Origin of the sequence: Niallia sp. RD1, from assembly GCF_024219955.1 — a bacterium.
GTDB classification, from domain to species: Bacteria; Bacillota; Bacilli; order Bacillales; family Cytobacillaceae; genus Niallia; species Niallia alba.
On sequence record NZ_CP100420.1, the window covers coordinates 2,300,078 to 2,323,739 of the forward strand.

At 36.7% G+C, this 23,662-nt stretch carries 19 protein-coding genes and 1 pseudogene; 16 read left to right on the forward strand and 4 right to left on the reverse strand.

Going from position 1 to position 23,662, the window contains the following annotated elements; translation table 11 throughout:
* The first annotated feature begins 30 nt into the window (after positions 1-30).
* The gene (locus tag NKG37_RS10945; protein WP_224428212.1) at positions 31-1,038 is read left to right on the forward strand and encodes an SPFH domain-containing protein; all 1,008 of its coding nucleotides are present in this window, start codon (positions 31-33) and stop codon (positions 1,036-1,038) included.
* Positions 1,039-1,168: 130 nt separating this feature from the next.
* Positions 1,169-2,935 carry a helix-turn-helix domain-containing protein gene (locus tag NKG37_RS10950; RefSeq protein ID WP_169187948.1) on the forward strand — a complete coding sequence of 589 codons (1,767 nt, stop codon included), beginning with the start codon at positions 1,169-1,171 and terminating at the stop codon, positions 2,933-2,935.
* 85 nt (positions 2,936-3,020) lie between these two features.
* On the opposite strand, the gene NKG37_RS10955 is transcribed toward NKG37_RS10950, so the two are convergent.
* Together NKG37_RS10955 and NKG37_RS10960 are read right to left on the reverse strand one after the other, a co-directional pair.
* Positions 3,021-4,232 carry an amidohydrolase gene (locus NKG37_RS10955; protein WP_169187949.1) on the reverse strand — a complete coding sequence of 404 codons (1,212 nt, stop codon included), beginning with the start codon at positions 4,230-4,232 and terminating at the stop codon, positions 3,021-3,023.
* An 85-nt stretch (positions 4,233-4,317) separates the two neighbouring features.
* On the reverse strand, positions 4,318-5,874 hold the full coding sequence (locus NKG37_RS10960) for an AbgT family transporter (protein WP_169187950.1): 1,557 nt from the start codon (positions 5,872-5,874) through the stop codon (positions 4,318-4,320).
* A 218-nt stretch (positions 5,875-6,092) separates the two neighbouring features.
* Between NKG37_RS10960 and NKG37_RS26075 the strand changes: the two genes are divergently transcribed.
* Positions 6,093-6,224: a hypothetical protein gene (locus NKG37_RS26075; RefSeq protein ID WP_268927023.1), complete on the forward strand. Its 132-nt coding sequence runs from the start codon at positions 6,093-6,095 to the stop codon at positions 6,222-6,224.
* A 29-nt stretch (positions 6,225-6,253) separates the two neighbouring features.
* Positions 6,254-7,192: a magnesium transporter CorA family protein gene (locus tag NKG37_RS10965; protein ID WP_169187951.1), complete on the forward strand. Its 939-nt coding sequence runs from the start codon at positions 6,254-6,256 to the stop codon at positions 7,190-7,192.
* Positions 7,193-7,276: 84 nt separating this feature from the next.
* Here NKG37_RS10965 and NKG37_RS10970 read toward each other — a convergent pair whose 3' ends face one another.
* Positions 7,277-8,092 carry an AraC family transcriptional regulator gene (locus NKG37_RS10970; RefSeq protein WP_169187952.1) on the reverse strand — a complete coding sequence of 272 codons (816 nt, stop codon included), beginning with the start codon at positions 8,090-8,092 and terminating at the stop codon, positions 7,277-7,279.
* A gap of 117 nt (positions 8,093-8,209) precedes the next feature.
* Here NKG37_RS10970 and NKG37_RS10975 point away from each other — a divergent pair, with 117 nt between their 5' ends.
* Together NKG37_RS10975 and NKG37_RS10980 are read left to right on the forward strand one after the other, a co-directional pair.
* Complete coding sequence (locus NKG37_RS10975; RefSeq protein WP_254416207.1) at positions 8,210-10,213, forward strand: beta-galactosidase; 2,004 nt, start codon at positions 8,210-8,212, stop codon at positions 10,211-10,213.
* Positions 10,214-10,316: 103 nt separating this feature from the next.
* Positions 10,317-10,535 (forward strand): hypothetical protein, encoded by a 219-nt coding sequence (locus NKG37_RS10980; protein WP_254416208.1) that lies wholly within the window; start codon positions 10,317-10,319, stop codon positions 10,533-10,535.
* Here the strand turns inward: NKG37_RS10980 and NKG37_RS10985 are convergent.
* On the reverse strand, positions 10,510-11,424 hold the full coding sequence (locus NKG37_RS10985) for an ArsR/SmtB family transcription factor (protein WP_254416209.1): 915 nt from the start codon (positions 11,422-11,424) through the stop codon (positions 10,510-10,512). The two genes, NKG37_RS10980 and NKG37_RS10985, sit on opposite strands and share 26 nt — an antisense overlap.
* Positions 11,425-11,715: 291 nt before the next feature.
* Between NKG37_RS10985 and NKG37_RS10990 the strand changes: the two genes are divergently transcribed.
* The 10 genes and pseudogenes from NKG37_RS10990 to NKG37_RS11035 all read left to right on the forward strand — a co-directional run bounded on the left by NKG37_RS10990 (position 11,716) and on the right by NKG37_RS11035 (position 23,532).
* Complete coding sequence (locus NKG37_RS10990) at positions 11,716-13,167, forward strand: alpha-N-arabinofuranosidase (RefSeq protein ID WP_254416210.1); 1,452 nt, start codon at positions 11,716-11,718, stop codon at positions 13,165-13,167.
* Position 13,168: 1 nt separating this feature from the next.
* Entirely contained in the window at positions 13,169-13,405 is a 237-nt protein-coding gene (locus NKG37_RS10995) for a DUF6171 family protein (RefSeq protein WP_254416211.1), read from the forward strand.
* 537 nt (positions 13,406-13,942) lie between these two features.
* Positions 13,943-14,344: a class Ib ribonucleoside-diphosphate reductase assembly flavoprotein NrdI gene (gene nrdI, locus NKG37_RS11000; protein ID WP_016202724.1), complete on the forward strand. Its 402-nt coding sequence runs from the start codon at positions 13,943-13,945 to the stop codon at positions 14,342-14,344.
* A complete protein-coding gene (gene nrdE / locus NKG37_RS11005; protein ID WP_016202725.1) occupies positions 14,304-16,397 on the forward strand; it encodes a class 1b ribonucleoside-diphosphate reductase subunit alpha in 2,094 nt (697 codons plus the stop codon). The genes nrdI and nrdE overlap by 41 nt, the downstream gene beginning before the upstream one ends.
* A 68-nt stretch (positions 16,398-16,465) precedes the next feature.
* Positions 16,466-17,434 (forward strand): class 1b ribonucleoside-diphosphate reductase subunit beta, encoded by a 969-nt coding sequence (gene nrdF / locus NKG37_RS11010; protein ID WP_254416212.1) that lies wholly within the window; start codon positions 16,466-16,468, stop codon positions 17,432-17,434.
* A gap of 314 nt (positions 17,435-17,748) precedes the next feature.
* A complete protein-coding gene (locus NKG37_RS11015; protein WP_254416213.1) occupies positions 17,749-19,488 on the forward strand; it encodes an ABC transporter ATP-binding protein in 1,740 nt (579 codons plus the stop codon).
* Complete coding sequence (locus NKG37_RS11020; protein WP_016202728.1) at positions 19,485-21,287, forward strand: ABC transporter ATP-binding protein; 1,803 nt, start codon at positions 19,485-19,487, stop codon at positions 21,285-21,287. The genes NKG37_RS11015 and NKG37_RS11020 overlap by 4 nt, the downstream gene beginning before the upstream one ends.
* A 416-nt stretch (positions 21,288-21,703) precedes the next feature.
* Positions 21,704-21,925, forward strand: a complete 222-nt coding sequence (locus NKG37_RS11025) for a hypothetical protein (protein WP_016202729.1) — start codon at positions 21,704-21,706, stop codon at positions 21,923-21,925.
* 78 nt (positions 21,926-22,003) lie between these two features.
* Positions 22,004-23,101 (forward strand): threonine aldolase family protein, encoded by a 1,098-nt coding sequence (locus NKG37_RS11030; protein ID WP_254416214.1) that lies wholly within the window; start codon positions 22,004-22,006, stop codon positions 23,099-23,101.
* Positions 23,101-23,532: pseudogene (locus NKG37_RS11035) on the forward strand (GNAT family N-acetyltransferase). The gene NKG37_RS11030 and the pseudogene NKG37_RS11035 overlap by 1 nt, the downstream one beginning before the upstream one ends.
* The last annotated feature ends 130 nt before the right edge of the window (positions 23,533-23,662 follow it).

Consider the following 23,662-nt stretch of genomic DNA (forward strand, 5'->3'; position numbering starts at 1 on the left):
TTATTTTGAATATTGAAAGGGGACAAAAAAATGTCATTTTTTCGCAATCAATTTGCAAATGTAGTGGAATGGGAAGAATTTAGGGAAGATATGATTTTCTATAAATGGAAAAACCGTGAAATCAAGAAAGGGAGTAAACTGATTATTCGCCCTGGGCAGGATGCTATCTTTCTAAACAATGGTAGTATGGAAGGAGCTTTTCAAGAGGACGGGGAGTATGATATTGAGTCGCAAATTATCCCGTTTCTTTCTACTTTAAAAGGCTTTAAATTTGGATTTAACAGTGGAATGCGAGTGGAAGTATTATTCGTAAATACGAAGGAATTTACGGTGAAATGGGGGACAAAAAATGCAATAAACATCCCTGCAGTTGGACTTCCTGGAGGAATGCCAATTCGTGCGAATGGAACGTTTCAATTTAAAGTAAATGACTATATCGCTTTAATTGATAAAATTGCCGGAATTAAAAACCAATATTTAGTGGAAGATGTAAAAATACGAATTACCTCCGTTCTAGATCAATTACTTATGAAGTGGATTGTCACAGAAGGAAAGGATATGTTTAATCTTCAGGCGAATGCTTTTGAAATTGCGAAAGGTATTAGAGAAGATTTAGATAGCCAAATGGTAGAAAGTGGACTTACGATTACTGGCTTCCAAATTATGAGCTTTAGTTATCCAAAAGAAGTTCAGGATATGATTAATAAAAATGCTTCGCACGGAATGGTAGGAAATATTGATAAGTATCAGCAAATTTCTATGATTGATAGCATGGCCAGCGGGAAAAATTCTGGTGGCGGAACTGCATCTGATATGGCTGGAATGATGATGGGCATGAATATGGCCAACCAAATGATGGATAAAATGAATAAGCAAAATCAGAACCAGCAGCAATCGCAGAATCAAAATCAGCAACAAACACCAGAAGCAGCCCCACAGAATGAGGAGAAAAAGCAGCGGCCGAATTTCTGTCCAAATTGCGGGACGAAAACAGGAGAAGGAAACTTCTGCTCGAATTGTGGGCATAAGCTAGTATAATAATGGATACAGGACGGTTCTAGTAATAGAGAGCCGTCCTGTTTATTTTTTGTGGGAAATTTCTTAACAAATAATAAGCTTAAGGAGATAATAGTTACATAACTGAAATAAGCAATAAAGAGGGAAGCTAATGAGCAGCGAGAATAATATGGAGCGGCGATTAAATACATTTATACAAGTTTCAAAAAATATTACGACAAATGATAGTTTAAAGGAATTAATTCAGCAGATTATCGAAGACGTCATTGGAGCTATTGATAAAGCAGATGCAGGTTTTTTATTACTATGGAATGAGGAAAGTCAGTATCTAGAAATTGAGGCTGCTGTCAATTTTAAGGAAGATATCTACTTGCAGAATAAGCTTCTAGAAGGAGAAGGAATTAGCGGAACTGTTTTTGCAGAAGGTAAAAGCATGCTAATTAATACAATCGAAGAAATTGAAAAAGCGATGTCTAATATGCGTAATAAGACACTTCAATATTATTTGAAGTCGACAGTTCATGCTTTAATGCCAGTTAGCTGTATGTCTGTTTTACTTGTTTATCAACAGCAAAAAATTGGCGTTCTTACAATTGATAACTTTAAAAATGACGGATTTTTTACAGAGGAGGATTTGCGTTTTTTAGAAGCAATTGGTAGTCAGATAGCAATCTCTATTGTAAATGCCCGTGCTTTTTATGAAAAACAGCAAAGAGCTCTGCAATTAGAAACCATTCTTGAACTGCATAATCAATTAAATGAGACAGTGCTGGAAGGGAATGGGATGCAATCGCTCGTAAAAAGTCTAGCTCGTAATCCCAATGACTGTATTTATTATTTTGATTCATTAGGGCGTCTTGATATTTCTCATCCAATCTCTAGTGTAGAAATTCCTTTTTTAAGTGACTGGATTAGACAGAATCGGATAAACTTGCAAACACAACAATTACAGAAAATATATAAAGACGAGGAGTTGTTTGGACAGGCTTTATCGGTCCAATCTTCATTTGGAACCATTGGATATTTGGTGATTACAGGAAAAAGCGTTCCTCTCGATATTGTGGGTGAGCTTTCCTTTCAACATGCAGCTTCTATTATTGCCATTGAGCAAATAAAGCTTCAGGAGCAACTGAAAAATAGGCAAGCGGAAAAGGAAGCTTTATTAAAGGATATTTTAAATAGCCACTTCACACCAGAGGTTCAAAGCTATTTGAAGAAGCAGGAGATGATTCCTGCAAAGTACTTTGTTTTTCTAGTAATCAAAAGCAAACAGCATTCGTTTGATGAATTGAATCAGCTTAATTTGTTAGAAGAAGGGATGCGGCAAGTATTCAAAAAGGAATTTTCGGTGATGATTTTTCCAAACCGGAATAAACTGTTTCTACTGTTAGGAGCAAAGAAGAAAGAAGCGGGGAATGTTCAAGTCATTAGACAATATGTAGAACGATTACAATCCATCTATAAGGAAATAGTCGTATATATTGGCCGTCCAGTATACTCCATGCGCCATCTACCCATGTCGTATAAAGATGCGGAATTGTTAGAGAAAGAAATGGAAAGTCATCAAAGAGAAGAATCCGTATTTGATTTTCAATCCCTTGGCTATAAGCGCTACTTATTTAATGTTCCAGAAGAAGAAGCTGAATACTTTGTAGAGAATATATTGGGCCCTATTCTCTCTAAGTCGAATAATCGAACGAAAAATGAATGGTTAAGTACATTACAAAACTACTTACAATCAAATAAAAATGTAACAAAAACAGCAGAATCTATGCATCTTCATCAAAATACAGTTTATTATCGTCTTCAGCAAATACAGGAGAAATTAAATTGTGACTTTGATGATTTAGATGATGTAACGAATTTAAAGGTAGCGTTGTTTTTATATGAACGGCGAGAACAAAATGGGGAGCGCTGAATCGTCTAAGCAATAGTTAAATGTGCAAAAGAATTTTTAATGAAAATAGCTGTTCCTAATAAAAGATAGGAACAGCTATTTCCTGTTATTCGTTGATTAAGCTTTCTTGTTTATCTTGTACAGATTCATTACTTAAATAGTTTAATGTCGCAGAGCCTAATGTCTTAGCTGCGATCAAAAGAGAGTGTTCATCAATATTGAATTTCGGATGATGATGTGGATAGACTTCCTCCCAGTTAGGATCCATTGCACCTGTAAAGAAGAAAGCACCTTTTACATGCTGCAAGTAATACGCAAAATCTTCTCCGCCCATAATTGGATCGCAAATTCTTACTTGTTGAACTTCCTCAATTTGTTCTGCATGCTTGATGATAAAGTCTGTTTCTTCTTTATGATTTACAACAGCAGGATAGCCACGTTTAAAACGATAATCATAAGATGCGCCAACCATCTGGCATGATGCCTGAATGACATTTCCGATTTCCTTCTCAATTAAGTCACGAGCCTCATCGTGGAATGTACGTGCTGTTCCACTTAATTTTACTGTATCGGCAATAACATTGAAGGGATTTTGAGCTACAAAATTACAAACAGAAACAACAGCAGGATGTAATGGATTCACGCGTCTTGATACAATTTGCTGCACATTGGTGATAAATTGTGCACCGATCATAATCGCATCTTTTGTCATATGTGGTTCCGATCCATGACCACCTTTTCCTTGAATGGTAATATCAAATTGGTCTGCAGCTGCCATTAGAGGACCAGCGTTAATCATGATATTTCCAACTGGTTCTGTTGCCCATAGATGGGTTCCAAAAATCACGTCTACACCTTCTAAACAACCATCCTCAATCATCGCAATGGCACCACCTGGAGATAATTCCTCTGCAAATTGATGAATAAACACGATGTTTCCTTCGATGTCTGCTTGCAGCTTGTTCAATGCTTTTGCTAACACTAATAAAGTAGCCGTATGACCATCATGACCACAAGCATGCATAACGCCGTCTACCTTGGATTTATAAGGGATATCATTTTCCTCTTGGATAGCAAGTGCATCAAAGTCCGCACGTAATGCAACGGTTTTACCAGGTTTGCTGCCTCTAAGTGTAGCAACAACCCCACGACCGCCGACGCCAGTTCTTACTTCATGCCCTAATTTTTGATGATATTCTGCAATATAAGCAGGTGTATATACTTCATGATAGGATAATTCCGGATGTTCATGGAGATGACGTCGAATCTCAATCATCTCTTGTTCATATTCTTTTAATAGCGAAAATAAAGCTTCCATGTTTACCCCTCATTTCAATTTTTTTAAAATTATATGTAGCACGGCAACCAAAAGATTCAGGTTGCACGTAGTGAATCGTCTAAAATTATTTTAAGAAGATAGGATCCCCTGGTCCTAAAGGAAGTCCGCATAAGTACCAAATAGCGAATAAGAGAATCCATGTAATGGCAAAGAAGATGGAATAAGGAAGTAAAGCAGATATTAAGGTTCCAATCCCAATCGACTTATCGTGTTTTCTTGCAAAGGCTAAAAGAATCGCAAAGTAAGCAAGCATTGGCGTGATTGGATTTGTGATAGAATCTCCAATTCGATAAGCCATTTGTGTTAATGCTGGACTATAGCCTAAATACATAAACATTGGTACAAAGATTGTAGAAAGTAATGCCCATTTTGCAGATGCGCTAGCAATTAATAGATTAATAAAGGAACAAATAATGATGAAGCCAATAATCATTGGCAGTCCAGTAAAGTTCATCGCTTGAAGCAATTCGGCACCTTTAATCGCAAGAATCGGACCAATATTACTCCAGCTAAAGTAAGCAATCATTTGTGCAGCGACAAAAGCTAGCACGATAAACGGTGCTAAGTCCGCAATGGATTTAAATAATTTTTCTGCCACATCTTTATCATTTTTAACCGTTTTGGAACCAATACCATATGCTAAAGCAGGTAATAAAAAGAAAAATAGCATAATCGGAACGATAGAAGACATAAATGGTGAGTTAATAACAGAGCCTGTCTCTAAATCACGTAACCAACCATTTCTTGGAATAACCATTATTAAAATGACAGCAAAATAGATGATTAGGGTAATACCTGCAAAACGTAGACCTCTTTTTTCATTGGCAGTTACTTGATCTAGTTTTTGTACCACTCCGGTGTATTTTCCAAAGCGCGGTTCCACAAATTTCACCGTAACCCAAGTAGTGACAGCAACTAATACAAAGGTAGAAATGATTAAGAAATAATAATTCATCGTCGGATTTCCCACATAATTTGGATCTACTACCTTTGCTGCTTGCTCCGTAATTCCCGCGAGCAGGACATCTAAGGAATTTAGAATTAAGTTAGCACTATATCCACCAGCGATCGCTGCATAGGTAGCAATAAGACCGACAATTGGACTTCTTCCTACGCTCATAAAGATGAGGGCTGCGATAGGAGGAAATACGATAAATGCTGCATCGGCAGCAATATTGCCAAGAACCCCAGTGAAGACAATGACAGGCAGTATTAATTTTTTAGGTGCACTTAACACCGTTCTTTTCATAACAGTTTGGATAAGACCTGTCGTTTCTGCAAGACCTACACCTAGCATAATGACTAATACTAGTCCAAATGGAGGGAAGGACGTGAAGTTGCTCACCATACTTGTTAAGATTTGAATAATGCCTTCGCGATTCAGTAAATTAACTACTTCAATTGTTTCGCCTGAGCTCGGATTCGTAGCAGAGACGCCAAGTAACGATAGTAAATAAGAAGCGATTAAAATAATGGCAGACATGATGACAAATAACGTAATAGGATCAGGTAACTTATTACCTGCACGTTCAATGACGTTTAAAAATCTGTCCGCTAGTTTGGTTTTACTAGGCGGAGTTGGTTCTGCGTAATTTGGCCGTTTTTTTGCAAGTTCGCTCATATGTAACCTCCGTGTTGTAATGTGTTTTTGGATTTTTTTAAATTATACGAATATTTAAGAAAATAATCTATGGAATAAATTCTAAATTTATTCATTATTTTTGTGTTGGGACACAAAGATAGATAGGTAGAAAAGTTTCACCTTTTCTGTTTACAATAAATAAATTATAAAGTAGTATGTAATAGGTTTAAAGAATACTAGTGAGGAGTTGAATTTTTATGAGTAATCGAATGTGTATGGAACCTGAACCGGAACCCACGGCCATGAAAGAGGAAGTCATGAATAACCCTTCCTTTAGAAGTTTGAATACTGATAAAGATTCAACTTTATTTGGCAGAGAATTTTTTTGATTTCCTCTATAACTAGAGGAGGTAAAAGCATGAAAAAAATTTATATTTCTACGGAAGAAGGAATGCTGAAAGAAACGGATAGCATGATGAATGGCTGCTGGATCAATTTAATTGCCCCAACAGAAACCGAAATAACGGAAATTGCTACCGGTTTAGATATTCCATTTGCGTTTATGAAAGATCCATTGGATGAAGAAGAGCGTTCAAGAATTGAAAAGGATGGGGAAAATGTATTAATAATTGTTAATCTTCCTCTTGTTTCCTTTGATGAGAAAAATATGCCAATTTATGACACCATCCCATTAGGCATGATTATTGCGAAGAATTGCTTTATTACGGTTTGCTTAAAGGATAATCCGATATTTCATCAATTTTCAGAAGGCAGAATGAAGAGCTTTTTTACGTATAAAAAAACACGATTTTCTTTGCAAATCCTATATTGTATGGCAACTGCTTATTTAAAATATTTAAAGCAAATCAGCAAAAAGACAGATAGTATTGAAAAGGAACTTCACCAGTCCATGAAAAATAAAGAGCTATTTTCTTTGCTTAATATAGAAAAAAGCTTAGTATATTTTACTACTTCCTTAAAATCGAATAATATTGTCATGCAAAAAATGCTTAAAAGCAATTATTTGAAAATGTATGATGATGATCAAGAATTATTGGAAGATGTTATTATTGAGAATCAGCAGGCAATTGAGATGGCAGAAACTCATATGTCTATTTTAAGTGGGATGATGGATGCTTTTGCTTCGGTTATATCTAATAATGTTAATATTGTGATGAAATTCTTAACATCCTTTACGATTATATTGTCATTGCCAACAATGGTTGCAAGCTTCTATGGAATGAATGTTCATATCCCATTTCAAGATGTACCCTATTCTTTTACAATCGCGATTATGATTTCCTTCTTACTATCAGGCGTAACGGCTTTGGTCTTTTGGAAGAAGAAGTTTTTTTAATAAGGAAGCCCAGCTCAAATGTTGCACTAGTTGCTTCTATATAATATATTATTAACTCCTCCTTTTGAAAGGGAGGAGTTTTTTCTAATAAAAAGTGCGGAATTCCTTAGGGGTATATCCTGTTTCTTTTTTAAAGGTGGCTACAAAATGACTTGTATCATTGAATCCGGTTAGAAATGTAATGTCTTTTATTTTCAAATCGCGATTTGTGACTAAAATTTCTTTTGCCATTTTGATGCGATAAGCAAGGACATATTGATAGACAGAGACACCGATAAATCGTCTAAAAAGTTTATTTAAATATTGTGGTGAAATAAAGAGACTTTTCGCTAAATCAGCGATGGCACATTTTTCTCTGTAATTGGATTGGATCCATTGAATACTTGGCGATATATATTGATGATATAAATCATTTGTTTGAAAGGTTCGGTGTAACCCATGATCTCTAATGTTTAATAAGAAGGTATACACATCAATAGACAGCTTTTGATGGATGGAATTTTTGTTTTCGTTTTTTATATGGGACAACATTCTTTTCGTCCACTCACTATAGGAAAAATCAGGACAGTCATTTGCAAGATAAAAGGAATCTGTACCAAGTATTTTGGCTATGCTTGGAGCGAATGTACCGTTAATAGTCAAAAAATTTGTCTTCCATCCTTTAGCGGATATAGCTTCATAATAATGGGAAACAAATGGGGCTATTAGAATCCCTTCAGAAGGCTTTAACCGAATTTTCTGCTGTTCAATAGTAACTTCTCCTAACCCTTCCTCTGTTTGTAGCCAATGATAATAGGGATAGCCTTCTTCTCTTATAACCATTTCCTGTTCCCATTTATAGCCAATACTTTCAATCGAAAAAGGATTGAAATCATCCAATAAATTAAAATGAACCTCCATTTATGTATCCCCTTACAATAGTTTCGTATTTTTATATAAACTAGTTACTCTTATTATACTTTTTCTCCGTTGTCCTATCTATAATGAATGTATGAAAATGACGACGGAGGGATGGAAATGGAGAAGAAATTCTTTAATCGTATATTATATGGTGGAGATTATAATCCGAATCAATGGCCTAAGGATATTTGGGAAGAGGATATGCGCATCTTTAAAAAAGCAGGCATTAATTCGGCAACGATTAATGTTTTTTCTTGGGCGAAAATTCAGCCCTCGGAAGAAGAGTATTATTTTGAAGAGCTAGACGAAATCATCGAAATGCTAAGTAAGGACAAGTATGAAATTATTCTTGCTACATCTACAGCTTCTTTGCCGGCATGGATGGTGAAAAAATATCCTGAAGTGGCACGAACCGATTATGAAGGCAGACATCATAAGTTTGGACAAAGACATAATGCCTGTCCAAACAGTCTTGTTTATCAGAAGTTTGCAAGCAAATTGGCAGGAAAGCTAGCAGAAAGATATGGAAGTAATCCCCATATAACTTGTTGGCATATTAATAATGAATACGGTGGCGAGTGCTATTGCGAAAACTGTGAGAAGGCATTTCGTGTATGGCTAAAAAATCGCTATAAGACGATTGAAGCATTAAATCAAGCATGGAACTTAGAATTCTGGGGTCATACCATTTATGAATGGGATGAAGTAGTATTACCCAATGCACTAAGTGAAGGAATTGGCAGAGATAAAACTGCCTTTGCAGGAATATCCATCGATTATCGTCGTTTCAACTCGGATAGTATGCTGGAAAATTACAAGATGGAACGAGATGCGATTCGTAAATATGATTCTGTTACGCCAATCACTACAAATTTAATGGGGACTTATAAAAATTTAGATTACTTTAAATGGGCAAAAGAGATGGACCTTGTTTCATGGGACAATTATCCAAGCTATAATACGCCATTAAGCTATACAGCGATGTGCCATGATTTAATGCGAGGTCTTAAAGATGGTCAACCATTTATGTTAATGGAACAAACACCAAGTCAACAAAACTGGCAGCCTTATAATTCTTTAAAACGACCAGGGAAAATGCGTGCCCAAAGCTACCAAACACTTGCACATGGAGCGGATACCATTCAATTTTTCCAATTACGCCGCTCAGTAGGGGCATGTGAAAAATTTCATGGTGCTGTCATCGAGCATGTTGGACATGAAAATACACGAGTATTCCGAGAAGTGATGGAGCTAGGGAAAGAACTGGAGCAATTAGAAGAGATTATAGGTTCAACAATAAATAGTAAAGTAGGAATTATCTTTGACTGGGAAAATTATTGGGCGCTAGAGTATACGAGTGGACCTAATAAAGATTTAACCTATGTAGACCAGATTCATCAGTACTATCAATATTTTTACAATAAAAATATTCCAGTTGATATGATATCGGTGGATAGTGACCTTTCTAAATATGATGTGGTTGTGGCACCAGTTCTCTATATGATGAAAGCAGGCCTAGCAGAGCGGATTACTGCATTTGTTGAAACTGGAGGGCAGTTTGTTACTACTTTTATGAGCGGGATCGTTAATGAATCAGATAATGTATACCTTGGAGGATACCCAGGACCATTGCGCGAAATAGCAGGAATATGGGTAGAAGAAATTGATGCATTAGCTCCAGAGCAAAAGAATGGCGTCGAATTTAATGATGGAAATGCCTATACCTGTCAGCTGCTATGTGACATTATTCATCTAGAAGGTGCAGAGACCATTGCCACCTATAAAGAAGATTTTTACGGCGATACCCCAGCGATTACGAAAAATTCCTATGGAAAAGGGAATGTCTGGTATGTTGGTACCCAAGTAGAACAAGATGGTATTGCCCATTTGTTCAATCAAGTGATAGCAGAAACAAATGTGAAGCCGGTGTGTTCTAACGGAGAAGGACTTGAAATTACGAAAAGAGAGACAACGGATGCTTCTTTTTATTTTGTCATTAATCAAAAAACAAAGAAGCAATTATTACCAGAAGAGCTAGTTGGAAAGCGTAATCTTTTAACAGGAGAAGTAGTGAAAGAAGCAGTGGAGCTAGGGCAATTTGATGTGCTTTTATTGAAATAGAGGTTTGGGGATTTTGAGGCTGCACCGATTAAAGTTCGGTGTGGCTTTTTGGTGTGTGGTGGGAATTATGATGGGAGATGGAGAAGTGGTTTTCATCAATCAGATGAAAACCACAATTCAAGAGGGAAGCAAGAAAAATGGTGTACATCAATCAGACGAACACCACAATCCAAGAAAAAAAGCAGAAAACTTGTTCTCCAAGGGAATGAAAGCCAAGATATCGAGTGGAAAAATGTCCATGATAAACAATACACCTTTTCTCAAAAACCCAAAGCTTTCATCTAACTCCCAATCCATTACACTGGATTACTATAATAAGTAATAAAATTTATATCTTGATTATAATTCCCAAAGCCTTTTCCAAATAACGTAACGCCACCAAGATTTTCTGCATCTTCTTTAATTTCTACCTTTAAATCCCACATTCCACGTTGTTCGTCACGAAACTCGTCAATTGTAGTATCGGATAATTTTTTTCCATCAGCATAAACACCGTGCTTGGTGATGCGAATAGTAAGCAAGATGCCGTATTGATTGGTTTCATTTGGCCACCAATCAGGGGTGAAGCGACCTCTGGTGTCAGAGAAGTCTCCTGGGCTGGTCCAGGTGCATAGTTTTTTTCCATTTAAGGAAAACGTAATGTCAGATGGCCAAACATTATTGGAATATGGAAACTCAGAGGATGCTTCTAATACTATATCAATCATCTCAAGCTTATCCGTTTCTTTTAAAATGGATGGAATGCGATATTCGATAAATCCCTTTGTAAACCAAAGGATAGCAGCTTGATTTTTTTGCGGATCCATAAAGTATTTTGGATCATCGTATTCGCCAATGGGATTTGTGGTAGTAGCAAGTCCACACGTCGGATAAACATCAAAATTAAAATAATGTCCAACAGGAATTTCTTGTTTATAGCTTTCATAAGCAGAGTAGATTTTTTGCGGGAATTGGATTTCAATTCGATCTACTTTTAAGATAACGACTTTTTGCAGACCAGATTTACCAGGGATTGTTTCGGTTTTCACTAAACCTGCATCGCTCATCTTTGTAATATGTCTACTGACTATCGCGCTACTTATATTCAATTCTTTTGCTAATTCTCCAATATTCATTTTTTTCTTGGATAATAATTTAATAATGTTTATGCGAGTAGGACTGGATAGAACCTCGTACACAGGGATAGAATTTTCCGATATATCTAATTGCATGTGTGATTCCCCCTTTTATTACTATTATATTACTACATGAATAAATTAATGGCAAAATAATTTATTTTATGTAACTTATTGGTTAAATTAAATAAATAATAATATAAAGTTAGTATACTATTAAGTTATTGACAACGGTTTCAAATTGTAATATATTTTAGTCGTAAGTTTATCTTTGAAGTATGTAACTGGCAATGGATAATGAGTTAGACGTAAAGGAGGAAATGATACATAGATTAGCCTATTATCTATTCACGTTTTTCCAAAAACTAATAATGGAGGAATCATAACATGCAAGTGAATTTATTATTAGATAAACAAGGACCGACGATTAGTAAATATATTTATGGGCAATTTGCTGAACATCTAGGACGGTGTATTTATGAAGGGGTTTGGGTTGGAAAAGACTCCGATATTCCAAATGTAAATGGAATTCGAAAAGATGTGGTTGCAGCATTAAAAGATATCCAAGTACCTGTTGTTCGTTGGCCAGGTGGTTGCTTTGCGGATGAATATCATTGGAAAGATGGAATTGGGCCAGTGGAGAATAGAAGTACAATCGTTAATACACATTGGGGTGGAGTAACGGAAAATAACCACTTTGGCACACATGAGTTTTTTGAATTGATTCGTCAATTAGAGTGTGAAGCATATGTAAACGGAAATGTGGGGAGCGGAACTGTACAAGAAATGCAGGAATGGGTTGAATATATGACCATGAACGGAGAATCGCCAATGGCAAATCTTCGCAGAGAAAATGGTCAAGAAGAAGCATGGAAAGTAGAATTCTTTGGCGTTGGTAATGAAAATTGGGGCTGTGGCGGAAATATGTGTCCTGAATATTATGCAGACTTATACCGTAGATATCAGACATATGTACGTAAGTATGGGGAGCATACTATTTATAAAATAGCTTGTGGTCCGAATGTAGATGACTATAACTGGACGGAAGTATTAATGAGAAATGCGGCTAATTACATGGATGGACTTAGTCTTCATCATTATTCTATTCCAACAAGAGTATGGCAGGATAAAGGAAATGCTTTAAACTTCCCAGAAGAACAGTGGTATTCCGTTTTAGAACATGCACAGTATATGGACGAGTTAATTACAAAGCATAGTACAATCATGGATAAATATGATCCGGAAAAACGAGTTGGTTTAATCGTAGATGAGTGGGGTTCTTGGTACAATGTAGAGCCTGGAACAAACCCTGGCTTTCTATATCAACAAAACACGATTCGTGATGCAATGCTTGCTGCTATTACATTAAATATTTTCCATAAGCATGCAGACAGAGTACATATGGCGAATATTGCTCAAATGGTTAATGTATTACAGGCGATGCTTTTAACAGAAGGAGAAAAAATGATAAAAACGCCTACTTATCATGTTTTTGATTTGTATAAATACCATCAGGATGCAGAGTTAATAGATTCCTATGGTGATGAAATTACTCATGTAACATACACTGTCTCCAAGAAGGATGGAAAAGTAACTGTTTCCCTATGTAATTATGATTTAACAGAAACAAGAGAAATTACACTTTCTAGAAAAGAAGGAGAATTTGTTGTCCTAGAAGCAGAATATCTTACAGCTGATGTAATGGATGCCCATAATACATTTGAAGAACCGGAAGCGGTGTCTATACAACCATTTACTCGTTATAAAACAGATAAAAATAGTTTAATTGTTACCTTACCACCAATGAGTGTTGCGAGTATCATCATAAAGGAAAATTAAGATGGTCTGCATTGGTTGCGAGCTAAAGGAACAGGTTAGTCAAATGGATGTTGATACGCTTGTACAAGAACAACTTTCCTTTGAAACAGATTTAGCGATGGAGGAAGTAAGAGATCAGCGATTGCAAATATGTCATCAATGTGAGCAACTGAATCAGCATACATGTGGAAGATGCGGATGCTTCGTTCGTTTTCGTGCCAGTTTAAAGCAGAAAAGCTGTCCTGATAGAAAGTGGTAGCATCAGAGTCAACTGAATATAGTGCAAGAAATGTGAAGGTTGCCTATTGCTGCCTTCTTTTTTTATAAATAAAAAAGAAGTGTAATATACTTGAGATGCGGGAAAGAAAAAAGGAATATTAAGCAAAAGCAAAAAATTGTATGGAAAAAAATTTGCTGCAACCTTATAATGAATTATTGAATTTATGTAAAAAAAATAATGGTTTTTATTTTGTATAAAATTAATATAATTAGTTTTTTCGAAGAAAAGTCTAATGAGGCCGGTCCTTATCAGACTTTATTTATATTCATGATAAATCTTTCGACAAAGAAATTTAAAAATCCATCATTTTTAAGCGATAATTGTTGACAAAAAAACTCAAAAGTACGTTATTGACTCTCGTTTCAAAAAAGGATTATATTGTCTTAGACACAATATATTGAAGCAGAATATCGACATCTATCTATATTTAGTAGACTTTGTAAGAAATAGAGCGTATTGCTTAGAATATAGCTTTTTTTCTTTTTTTTATTCAAGTCTTTCAAGGAGGGAGAATTTTTGCTTATTGTTTATGACAGTAAGACGGGAAATGTACGCAGGTTTTTTAATAAATTAGGACTTCCAGCGAATAAAGGAATCGAGATAAGTGCTGGATTAAAAGTCTATGAACCATATATATTATTAACTTACACAACTGGGATGGGACAAGTTCCTCAAACAACATTAGACTTCCTTAAAACAAATAATAGGAACCTTCATGCTGTAGTATCCAGTGGAAATAAAAACTGGGGCCAAAATTTCGCTTTAAGTGCTAACAAAATATCAATTATGTACGGGGTACCAATCTTACATAAGTTTGAGATGAGCGGTATGCCTGAAGATGTGGAGATAGTTAGAGAAAGGGTGCAAAATATTAACTATGAGACATATAGAACTAAACAACGAAGTGACACAGCTTAATGAGAAGGGCTTTTTCCGACTCGAAAAAGATAAAGAAGCTGTCGCTGAATTTCTAGAATCTGAAATCAATCCGAAGCTAATTCGTTTTGACTCTATTGAACAAAGATATACGTATATGGTGGAAGAGGATTTCTATTATCCACAGGTATTAGAACAATACAAAATCTCGGAAATCGAGGAAGTTACAAAGCTTGTTTATAATTATCAATTTGAGTTTCAATCTTATATGGCTATTTCGAAATTTTATAAAGATTATGCTTTAAAAACGAATGATAAGAAGAACTACCTTGAAACTTATGAGGATCGAATTATTATTGTTGCTCTATTCTTGGGTCAAGGAGATTTCGAAAAAGCAAAGAAAAACGCAATCGCAATGATTGAACAGCGTTACCAGCCAGCTACTCCAACTTTCTTGAATGCGGGGAGAAGCCGCCGTGGTGAGATGGTCTCTTGCTTCTTATTAGAAATGGACGACTCCTTAAACTCGATTTTCCATAATATTAATACATCTGGACAGCTATCGAAAATAGGAGGAGGCGTAGCCTTGAACCTTTCGAAGCTTCGTGCCCGCAATGAACAGATAAAAGGGATCGATAACGCTGCATCAGGTGTGGTGCCTGTCATGAAGCTTTTAGAAGATACATTTTCTTATGCCAATCAATTAGGGCAGCGAAAAGGAGCTGGAGCTGTCTACTTAAATATTTTCCATTGGGATATTGTGGAATACTTGGATACAAAGAAAATCAATGCTGATGAGAAGTCACGTATCCAAACACTTTCAATCGGCTTAATTGTGGAAAATAAATTTTTCCAATTGGCGAAAGAGAACAAAGAACTATATGTATTTGCACCTTTCAGTGTGTATAAGGAATATGGTATTCATTTGGATGATATGAGAATGGATGAGATGTATGAAGAGCTTGTTGCTAATCCGAACGTGAAAAAGCGTGTGGTGATGTCAGCGCGTGAAATGCTGACGAAAATAGCACAAATCCAGCTGGAATCTGGTTATCCATATTTTATGAACAAATCAAATGCCAACAAAGGACATGCACTTAAAGATATTGGACAAATTAAAATGAGTAACTTGTGTACAGAGATTTTCCAACTTCAAGAGACATCGGAAATCACTGATTATGGACAAGCCGATATTATCCGTCGTGACATCAACTGTAACTTAGGTTCCCTAAATATCCCGAATGTGATGAAGCCTGGTGAGGTTTTCAGAGATTCTGTACATGTTGGAATTGATGCATTAACAACCGTGTCAAATATTTCGGACATTCAAAATGCTCCATCTGTTAAAAAAGCAAACGAAGAGCTTCATGCAGTCGGGTTAGGAGCGATGAATCTTCATGGATATTTAGCGAAAAACAAGATTAGCTACGAATCAGATGAAGCAAAAGACTTTACGGCTACTTTCTTTATGATGATGAATTTCTATTCCATTGAAAAGAGTATGCTCATTGCAAAGGAAAGAGAAGAAACATTTAAAGAGTTCGAAAAATCGGAGTATGCAAAAGGAACTTATTTTGAAAAATACAAACAAGTAAGCTTTGCGCCTAAAACAGACAAGGTAAAAGAACTGTTTGAAGGCATTTATATTCCTACGTGTGAAGATTGGACAGAATTAGCTGCACTAGTGCAAGAACATGGGATGTATAATGCGTACCGTCTGGCTGTTGCGCCAACTCAATCAATAGGCTATATTCAAAATGCGACAGCATCAGTAATGCCGGTTGTTAACCAAATTGAGTCTCGTACCTATGCTAACTCTACAACTTATTATCCGATGCCTTATATGGATGAAACAAACTTTTGGTTTTATAAATCAGCGTTTGATATGAACCAATTCAAGGTAATGGATTTAATTGCTGCAGCTCAAGAGCATGTAGACCAAGGAATATCAACGATTCTTTACGTAAACTCAGATGTGTCTACAAAAGAATTGGCCCGTTATTATATTTATGCAAATGAAGTTGGATTAAAATCACTTTACTATACAAGAACTCGCAATCTAGCAATTGATGAATGTATTGCATGTGCCGTTTAAAAAAGAAGATGATGGAGTAGGAGGAGTGAGGACTCCTCCTGTTTTCTGGAATTACTGGGGGTAATGAAATGACAAAGTATGCTGTTAACTGGAATCAGCATGAAGATGATTTCACACAAATGTTTTATACACAGAATACTAGACAGTTTTGGCTGCCAGAAGAAATCAGCCTTTCTTCTGATAAAAATACATGGGTAGAATTGTCGAAAGAAGAGCAAGATACTTACAAAAAGGTGCTTGGTGGACTAACATTGCTGGATACAGAGCAAGGTGGCGAAGGAATGCCTCTAATCGGTATGCATATAGAAGGATTGCAGCGTAAGGGCGTTCTTTCTTTTATGGGGATGATGGAGCAAATTCATGCTAAATCTTATTCGACAATTTTTACAACATTAGCGACAGAGGAAGAAATTGACGAAGTTTTTAATTGGGTACATAATCACCCACAGTTACAAGCAAAGGGAAACCGTATCTCAGAATATTATCAGAAGCTGTTTAGCCCGAAAATAAAAAAATATGATCTTTACATGGCAATGGTTGCTTCCGTGTATTTGGAGTCATTCCTTTTCTATTCTGGGTTCTTTTATCCATTGTTCTTGGCTGGTCAAGGAAAGTTAACTGCTTCAGGAGAAATTATTAACTTAATCATCCGGGATGAGAGCATTCACGGTGTATATGTAGGTCTCATCGCTCAAGAGTTATATGGACAATTAACACCAGAGGAACAAGAAAAAGCGACTCACGAAAGATTAGAATTACTAAACACACTATACGAAAATGAATTAGAATATACACAGGATTTATATCAGCAAATAGGGTTGGTAGATGAAGTGAATAAATTCATCCGCTACAACGCGAATAAAGCTTGTATGAATCTTGGCTATGAACCTGTCTATCCGTCCGAGCCAATCAACCCGATTGTTGAAAATGGCATGAAGACAGATACGAAGAACCATGACTTCTTCTCTGTAAAAGGAAACGGTTATGTAAAAGCTACAAAGGTAGAACCGTTGACAGATGAGGATTTTATTTTTTGATTGTAGATAAAAGTTGATTGATCTAGTTTTGACTCATTTCAATTTTAGCCTTCTCCACTAAAGTGGAGGAGGTTTTTGTATTTTTAGCTTTTGGGAGCATAAATAAATGTTTGATCCTTTTTATCAACTTATACAAAATCTTCTTCTTAAATGATTAATGCAATTTTATTTTCTATAAACCAGAGTATATGAATAGTTACAAGTATAGTGACATAAATTCACAAAAAAACTTCAAAACTCGAAATTTTTTTGTATATTATAGTGAATATTTTCATTATTTGTAATACAATAACTCTTTGTGGGGAGGAGAAAGAATGAACTTATTAACAATTACTTTACAGCATTTTAAACCATATTGGCGCAAGCTATCACTTGCCTTATTTTTCTCATTAGTTGGCGGTGCGTTTACGATTTTACCTCCGATTTTAGTAGGGAAATTGGTGGACGAAGTAATCGGTGATAAAGCAATAGCTTTTATACTATGGATTGTTTTCGGAATATTAGCAGCATTTCTCGGAAAAGCGGTATTTGAATCCTTGCAGGAATTTGTGCAGGTGAAAATTGGCTTTGATGTGATTACGGATATGCAAATTCGTGCGTTTAAAAGACTACACAGAACACCAATGTCTTTTTTTTCGACGACGCCTCGTGGAGACATGTTATACCGACTAACCCATGATGTGGAATCAATTCAAAACTTGAATAATACGGTCGTACCGCGTATTCTTCAACAAGTAATTAGTGCAGTTGCAGCTTTTATTACGGTGTTTGCAATATATTGGCCTGCTGCAATAGTGATGTTCATTGTATTTGCCATTTATATTTTCCCATCCTTTAAACTAGGCAAAACAATGCGAAAAATGAGCGCTGTACAAAGAGATATGAGCGCAGATATGTATCAGCATCTGCAGGAAAGTATTGAGAGTGTTCGCTTAGTAAGAACATATCAAACACAAAAAGACGAAATAGCTACACAGGAAAGAAAATTGGCGAATTGGAAAACTTATTCCATTCGAGCAGCCTTAATTGGAAAAGTGAATTGGCGTTTGGGGAATTTATTTAATATAGCTACACCTGGTGTCGTAATGCTGATTGGTGGATTGGCAATTTGGCAAGGGAATATTACCATAGGAACGCTCGTTTCTTGTTTGAACTTTATTCCGATTATGTTTCAGCCTGTTCGTTCCTTAGCGGAAAATGCCTTGACAATTCAACAAGCAATTCCAGCACTACAAAGAATTTACGAATATTTTGATCTGCCAGAAGAGCATGAGCAAAGTCTTCCGGATTTTGGTTTAGTTCCAGGGAAAATAGCTTTACATAATATTGGGTTCTCCTATCCAGGAAGTGAAAAGCAAGTTTTGAAAGGTGTATCTGTTTCGGTGGAAGAAGGGAAACATATCGGAATCGTCGGAACGAGTGGTGGAGGAAAAAGTACACTTATTCAAATATTGCTAGGACTTTATGAACCAGAGAAAGGTTCAGTCACCATTGATGGCAAAGATTTATTTAAGTATAATCGCAATAGTTTTCGCAGACAGGTAGGAGTAGTCTCACAGGAAACCTTTCTATTAAATAGTACGCTTCGCAATAACCTTTTATACGGTAAACCAGATGCAACGATGGAAGAGTTAGAGGAGGCTGTTGAAGCAGCAGGATTAAAAGAGCTGATTGACTCTTTGGAGGATAAATATGAAACGATAGTTGGCGAGCGCGGCTTGAAGCTTTCTGGAGGACAAAGACAAAGGGTTGCCCTTGCAAGAGCCATTCTCCGCCAGCCACCGGTGTTGATTTTTGATGAAGCTACCTCTTCTTTAGATGGTGAAACAGAAGAAAAGGTCCAAGAATCATTGGAACAATTAATACCAGGGCGAACAACCATTACAATTGCTCATCGATTGATTACAGTTAGAAAGGCGGACACAATCCTGCTGCTAGATCAGGGGATGGTTGCCGAACAAGGAACACACGAAGAACTGTTAGCTTTAAAAGGGCAGTATTATCAACTATATCGAGCACAATATAGCGAGCTAGAGAAGGAGATGATTCGATGAGTAAGCAAAATGTCTCCAAACAAAAGAAAATAGGTGATGGCAAGCGAGTCATTCAATTTTTAATGCCTTATAAAAAATGGGTTATTGGGGATTCCATCGTAATTGCCATTAGCCAGGTTTTTTCTGCATTAATCCCAACCTTAGCCCTAAGCTGGCTGATTGATACAATCCTGCCGAGTGAGAATAATACTTGGTTATGGGGATTAATGTGGCTGTTGGTATTATCTGCTGTATTAGATTTAGGAATGATGATCATTGATGAGTATTTTTGCCATATTACAGCGAAGTCTGTAACAAATAGACAGAAGCTAAGGCTATTTGGACATTTGCAAGTATTGCCTTTCTCGTTTTATCAAAACAATTCTTCTGGAGAATTACTAGCACGAGCTTCCGATGATCCAGATACCCTTCATAATTTTTTAGCATGGGAAGGGTCAACCTTTATGGCAAGTGCACAAGGGGTAGTGATTTATAGTATTGTTCTGTTTTTCATCCATCCTTATTTGATGATTACGAGTGTTGTTTTAGGAATTGTTTTTTACTGGGCGTCGAACTATGTAGGGGCAAGAACAAGAGCAGCATCGGCTGACGCTCGTGCAGAAGCGTCCAAATATTTAGAGAGATTAAGAGAATCAGTGACAGGCATTCATCTATCACGAGTGATGGGTGTTTCTGATAGTGAAGTGGAAAGTGTTGTTTCCATTAGGGACTCTTTCGTAAAACATTCTTTAAGAGAGCTAAAAGCAAGGATGCAATCCGTAGTGGTGATTGCAAGCTATAACGGTTTTGCACTAGGACTTGTCTATTTTATTAGTACACTCCTTATTTGGAATGCTGATTTAACAAGTGGTCAAATGCTGACTGCAGGTGGGTTAGTAACGATTGCGGCAAATGAAATGCAGCGCCTTCTCCGAAATTGGCTATCTGTTAGAAGAACAGGTCCTGCTTTGGATCGTTCCGAAATTTTGCTTTCACAACCTGTATCAGAAGCAGAAACAAAGCAAGGAATGAAAGGAGAAAGAGCAAAGGGAGATGTCCGTTTGAAAGATGTTTCCTTCGTTTACCCTGATAAAGAGGAAAATGTATTAAAAGGTGTATCTTTTGATATTAAGGCAGGAGAGAAAATAGCGTTGGTAGGACCAAGTGGTTCAGGAAAATCCACAATTATTGATTTGCTCTTTCGATTGTATGATACAACAAAAGGTTCGATCGAAGTGGATGGACGAGAGATAAGAGATTGGGATACAGATTGGCTTCGTTCCCAAATGGCAATTGTCACACAGGATGTACTAATGCGAAGTGGAACTTTGGCAGATAACTTACGAATCGGAAAATCAGATGCTACAGAGGAGGAGTTGTATGAAGTTCTCCGTGCGAGCGGTTTAGGTGAATTAGTAGAAACACTCCCAGAAGGTCTAAATACAAAAGTCGGAGAAAGAGGAAGCCTGCTGTCTGGTGGCCAAAAACAGCGTCTGTCCTTAGCAAGAGCGATTTTAAAAGATGCGCCAATTCTTGTTTTGGATGAAGCGAGTTCAGCACTGGATCCCATTACAGAAGCGAAGATTAATGAAGCAGTGCTGAAGACGACGAAAAAACAAACGATTTTCATCATTTCACATCGGTTATCAACCGTACTAGCTGCAGATCGTATTATCGTATTAGATAAAGGCGTAATCGTCGAAGAAGGCACACATCAAGAATTATTAAATGATAATACTGGTGTGTACACACGACTATTCAAACGCGAAGCAGATATTGGAGAAGCAACGGTTAATCAGACAGATGCTCAGCTGATATAAATATTAAATGGAACAGTAATTTCTTTAGGAGATTACTGTTTCTTTTAGTAGTTTTGATTTTTTTGAGAAAACAAGTTAGCTGGAAATAAAGGGTTTCTTAGTTACCGTCTTGTGATTAGAGCATGGGGAAAGGGAGAAGGTTTGTCGTCAGTGACCGATTCGACCTTGGAGCGGGAGAAAAGGGAACAGAGGAGATCTGTCAGTGACCGATTCGACCTTGGAGTAGGGAAAAAGGGAAGAGAGGAGATCTGTCAGTGACCGATTCGACCTTGGAGCGGGAGAAAAGGGAACGGAGGAGATCTGTCAGTGACCGATTCGACCTTGGAGTAGGGAAAAAGGGAACAGAGGAGGTCTGTCAGTGACCGATTCGACCTTGGAGGAGGAGGAAACAAAAAGGGAACAGAGGAGGTCTATCAGTGACCAATTCGACCTTGGAGGAAGCAAAAAGGGAACAGAGAAAGCTCGTCAGTGACCGTTTCACCATCAAAGGAGAGCAAAAGGGAATAGAGAAGGCCCCTCCGTTACCATTACATCATCAAATCAAGCAAAAAGGGAACAGAGAAATTTTGAAACACCCATTTGTGATGAGAGAAGAGGGTACACTTACTTTTGAAAAAAGCAAGAGAATAAACGGATAAAAAATACATGGCTGAATTTAAAAAAGTGCTATAGTTATCATATGTCGAAATATTCTGAGCAAGAGTGGGGGAAAAGGAATGGCAAATACATTAAGAGAATCCTATAACAAAACAAATTATAAACTAGGTAATCATGGTAAAAGAAATGTCCAAGTATTAAAAGAAGCATTACAAGAAATAGACGAAAATGTGGAAAGCGATATTTATGGACAAGGAAAAATAATAGAAGATTTTCAGGAAAAGATGGCTAAGCTTTTAGGCAAAGAAACAGCAGTCTTTTTTCCAAGTGGGACAATGGCCCAGCAAATCGCCCTCCGAATATGGTGTGATGAAAAAGATTTAGGGAAAGTCGCCTATCACCCATTAAGTCATTTGGAAATACATGAGCAAGACGGATTAAAGAAGCTTCATAAAATAGAAACAATCTTATTAGCTGATGAAACAAGAGTAATAGAATTAGAAGATATTAAGGAGATGGAGAATGGAGTTGCCTGTGTACTGTTAGAATTGCCACAACGAGAAATTGGCGGGCAATTGCCAAGCTTTGAAACACTAGTACAAATTTCTTCTTATTGCAAAGAACAAGGAATTAAACTTCATCTTGATGGAGCAAGATTATTGGAGGTACTGCCCTTCTATCAAAAAACAGCAGCAGAAGTAAGTGCTTTGTTTGATAGTGTCTATATGTCATTTTATAAAGGAATTGGCGGTATCGCTGGGGCAATATTAGCGGGAAGCAGAGAGTTTACTAGTCAATCAAAGGTATGGAAACGAAGATATGGTGGTGATTTAATCAGTTTGTATCCATATATTCTGTCTGCTGATTATTATTACGAAAAACGAGCTTCTAAAATGGCTGAATACTATGAATCTGCTAAAGAATTGGCAGCATTTTTTAATGAGTGCGAAGGAATCCACACCCTTCCAATTGTGCCAGTTTCTAATATGTTCCACGTTCATTTTGAATTGGAAAAGGCAGAAGCAGAGGCTATCCTAACAGCTGTTCAAAAAATGACGGGAATCGGGATAAGTGGCTATATAAATGTAATTAATGAAAATGCCTCCGCTTTTGAAATTAGCCTTGGTGATGCCTATAAAGACATTCCGACAGAAATAGTGCGAGAAATGTTTGGAGTCTTATCGGGAAAAATAAGCGAGGTTAGGAGGAAGAAGTAATGGAGATTATCCAGCAATGGATTCAAGAGGATAGCGATTATATTAGAAAAAAGCTGATTGCTTATAATATGGAACAAATACCAGAAGAATTAAAAAGCCGCTATGAAAATATCAGTTTTGTTGCAAAAGATGACAAGGGCACAATTGTAGCAGGCATTACTGGTCACCTGTTTTAGCACCATATGCATATTGATTTTTTGTGGGTGGATTCTTGTGTTAGGAAAGAAGGATACGGCAGCAAGCTTTTAGCAAAGATGGAACAAGTCGCAATCGACAAAGCATGCACATTTATTTATCTCGATACATTCAGTTTTCAAGCCCCAGCCTTTTATGAGAAACATGGCTACGAAGTGTTCGGTAAATTAGATAACTTCCCAGCAGGTGTTAAACAATACTTCTTACAGAAAAAATTGGTTGGGCAGGAGAAGTAAAGGTTGGTTTGGCTGAAAAACGAGTAGGTTTGGCTGAAAAAAGAAAAGTTTGGCTGAAAAACGAGTAGGTTTGGCTGAAAAAAGAAAAGTTTGGCTGAAAAACGAGTAGGTTTGGCTGAAAAAAGAAAAG

Excerpts from the sequence above, each read along its gene's own strand:
- NKG37_RS10950 (WP_169187948.1), top strand. The coding sequence starts at position 1,169 with ATGAGCAGCGAGAATAATATGGAGCGGCGATTAAATACATTTATACAA.
- NKG37_RS11020 (WP_016202728.1), top strand. The coding sequence starts at position 19,485 with ATGAGTAAGCAAAATGTCTCCAAACAAAAGAAAATAGGTGATGGCAAG.
- NKG37_RS10970 (WP_169187952.1), bottom strand. The coding sequence starts at position 8,092 with ATGGAGGTTCATTTTAATTTATTGGATGATTTCAATCCTTTTTCGATT.
- NKG37_RS26075 (WP_268927023.1), top strand. The coding sequence starts at position 6,093 with ATGAGTAATCGAATGTGTATGGAACCTGAACCGGAACCCACGGCCATG.
- nrdE (WP_016202725.1), top strand. The coding sequence starts at position 14,304 with ATGAGACATATAGAACTAAACAACGAAGTGACACAGCTTAATGAGAAG.
- NKG37_RS10990 (WP_254416210.1), top strand. The coding sequence starts at position 11,716 with ATGCAAGTGAATTTATTATTAGATAAACAAGGACCGACGATTAGTAAA.
- NKG37_RS10955 (WP_169187949.1), bottom strand. The coding sequence starts at position 4,232 with ATGGAAGCTTTATTTTCGCTATTAAAAGAATATGAACAAGAGATGATT.
- NKG37_RS11015 (WP_254416213.1), top strand. The coding sequence starts at position 17,749 with ATGAACTTATTAACAATTACTTTACAGCATTTTAAACCATATTGGCGC.
- NKG37_RS10960 (WP_169187950.1), bottom strand. The coding sequence starts at position 5,874 with ATGAGCGAACTTGCAAAAAAACGGCCAAATTACGCAGAACCAACTCCG.
- NKG37_RS10995 (WP_254416211.1), top strand. The coding sequence starts at position 13,169 with ATGGTCTGCATTGGTTGCGAGCTAAAGGAACAGGTTAGTCAAATGGAT.
- NKG37_RS10945 (WP_224428212.1), top strand. The coding sequence starts at position 31 with ATGTCATTTTTTCGCAATCAATTTGCAAATGTAGTGGAATGGGAAGAA.
- NKG37_RS10985 (WP_254416209.1), bottom strand. The coding sequence starts at position 11,424 with ATGCAATTAGATATATCGGAAAATTCTATCCCTGTGTACGAGGTTCTA.
- NKG37_RS10980 (WP_254416208.1), top strand. The coding sequence starts at position 10,317 with ATGAAAACCACAATTCAAGAGGGAAGCAAGAAAAATGGTGTACATCAA.
- NKG37_RS10965 (WP_169187951.1), top strand. The coding sequence starts at position 6,254 with ATGAAAAAAATTTATATTTCTACGGAAGAAGGAATGCTGAAAGAAACG.
- NKG37_RS11030 (WP_254416214.1), top strand. The coding sequence starts at position 22,004 with ATGGCAAATACATTAAGAGAATCCTATAACAAAACAAATTATAAACTA.
- NKG37_RS10975 (WP_254416207.1), top strand. The coding sequence starts at position 8,210 with ATGGAGAAGAAATTCTTTAATCGTATATTATATGGTGGAGATTATAAT.
- nrdF (WP_254416212.1), top strand. The coding sequence starts at position 16,466 with ATGACAAAGTATGCTGTTAACTGGAATCAGCATGAAGATGATTTCACA.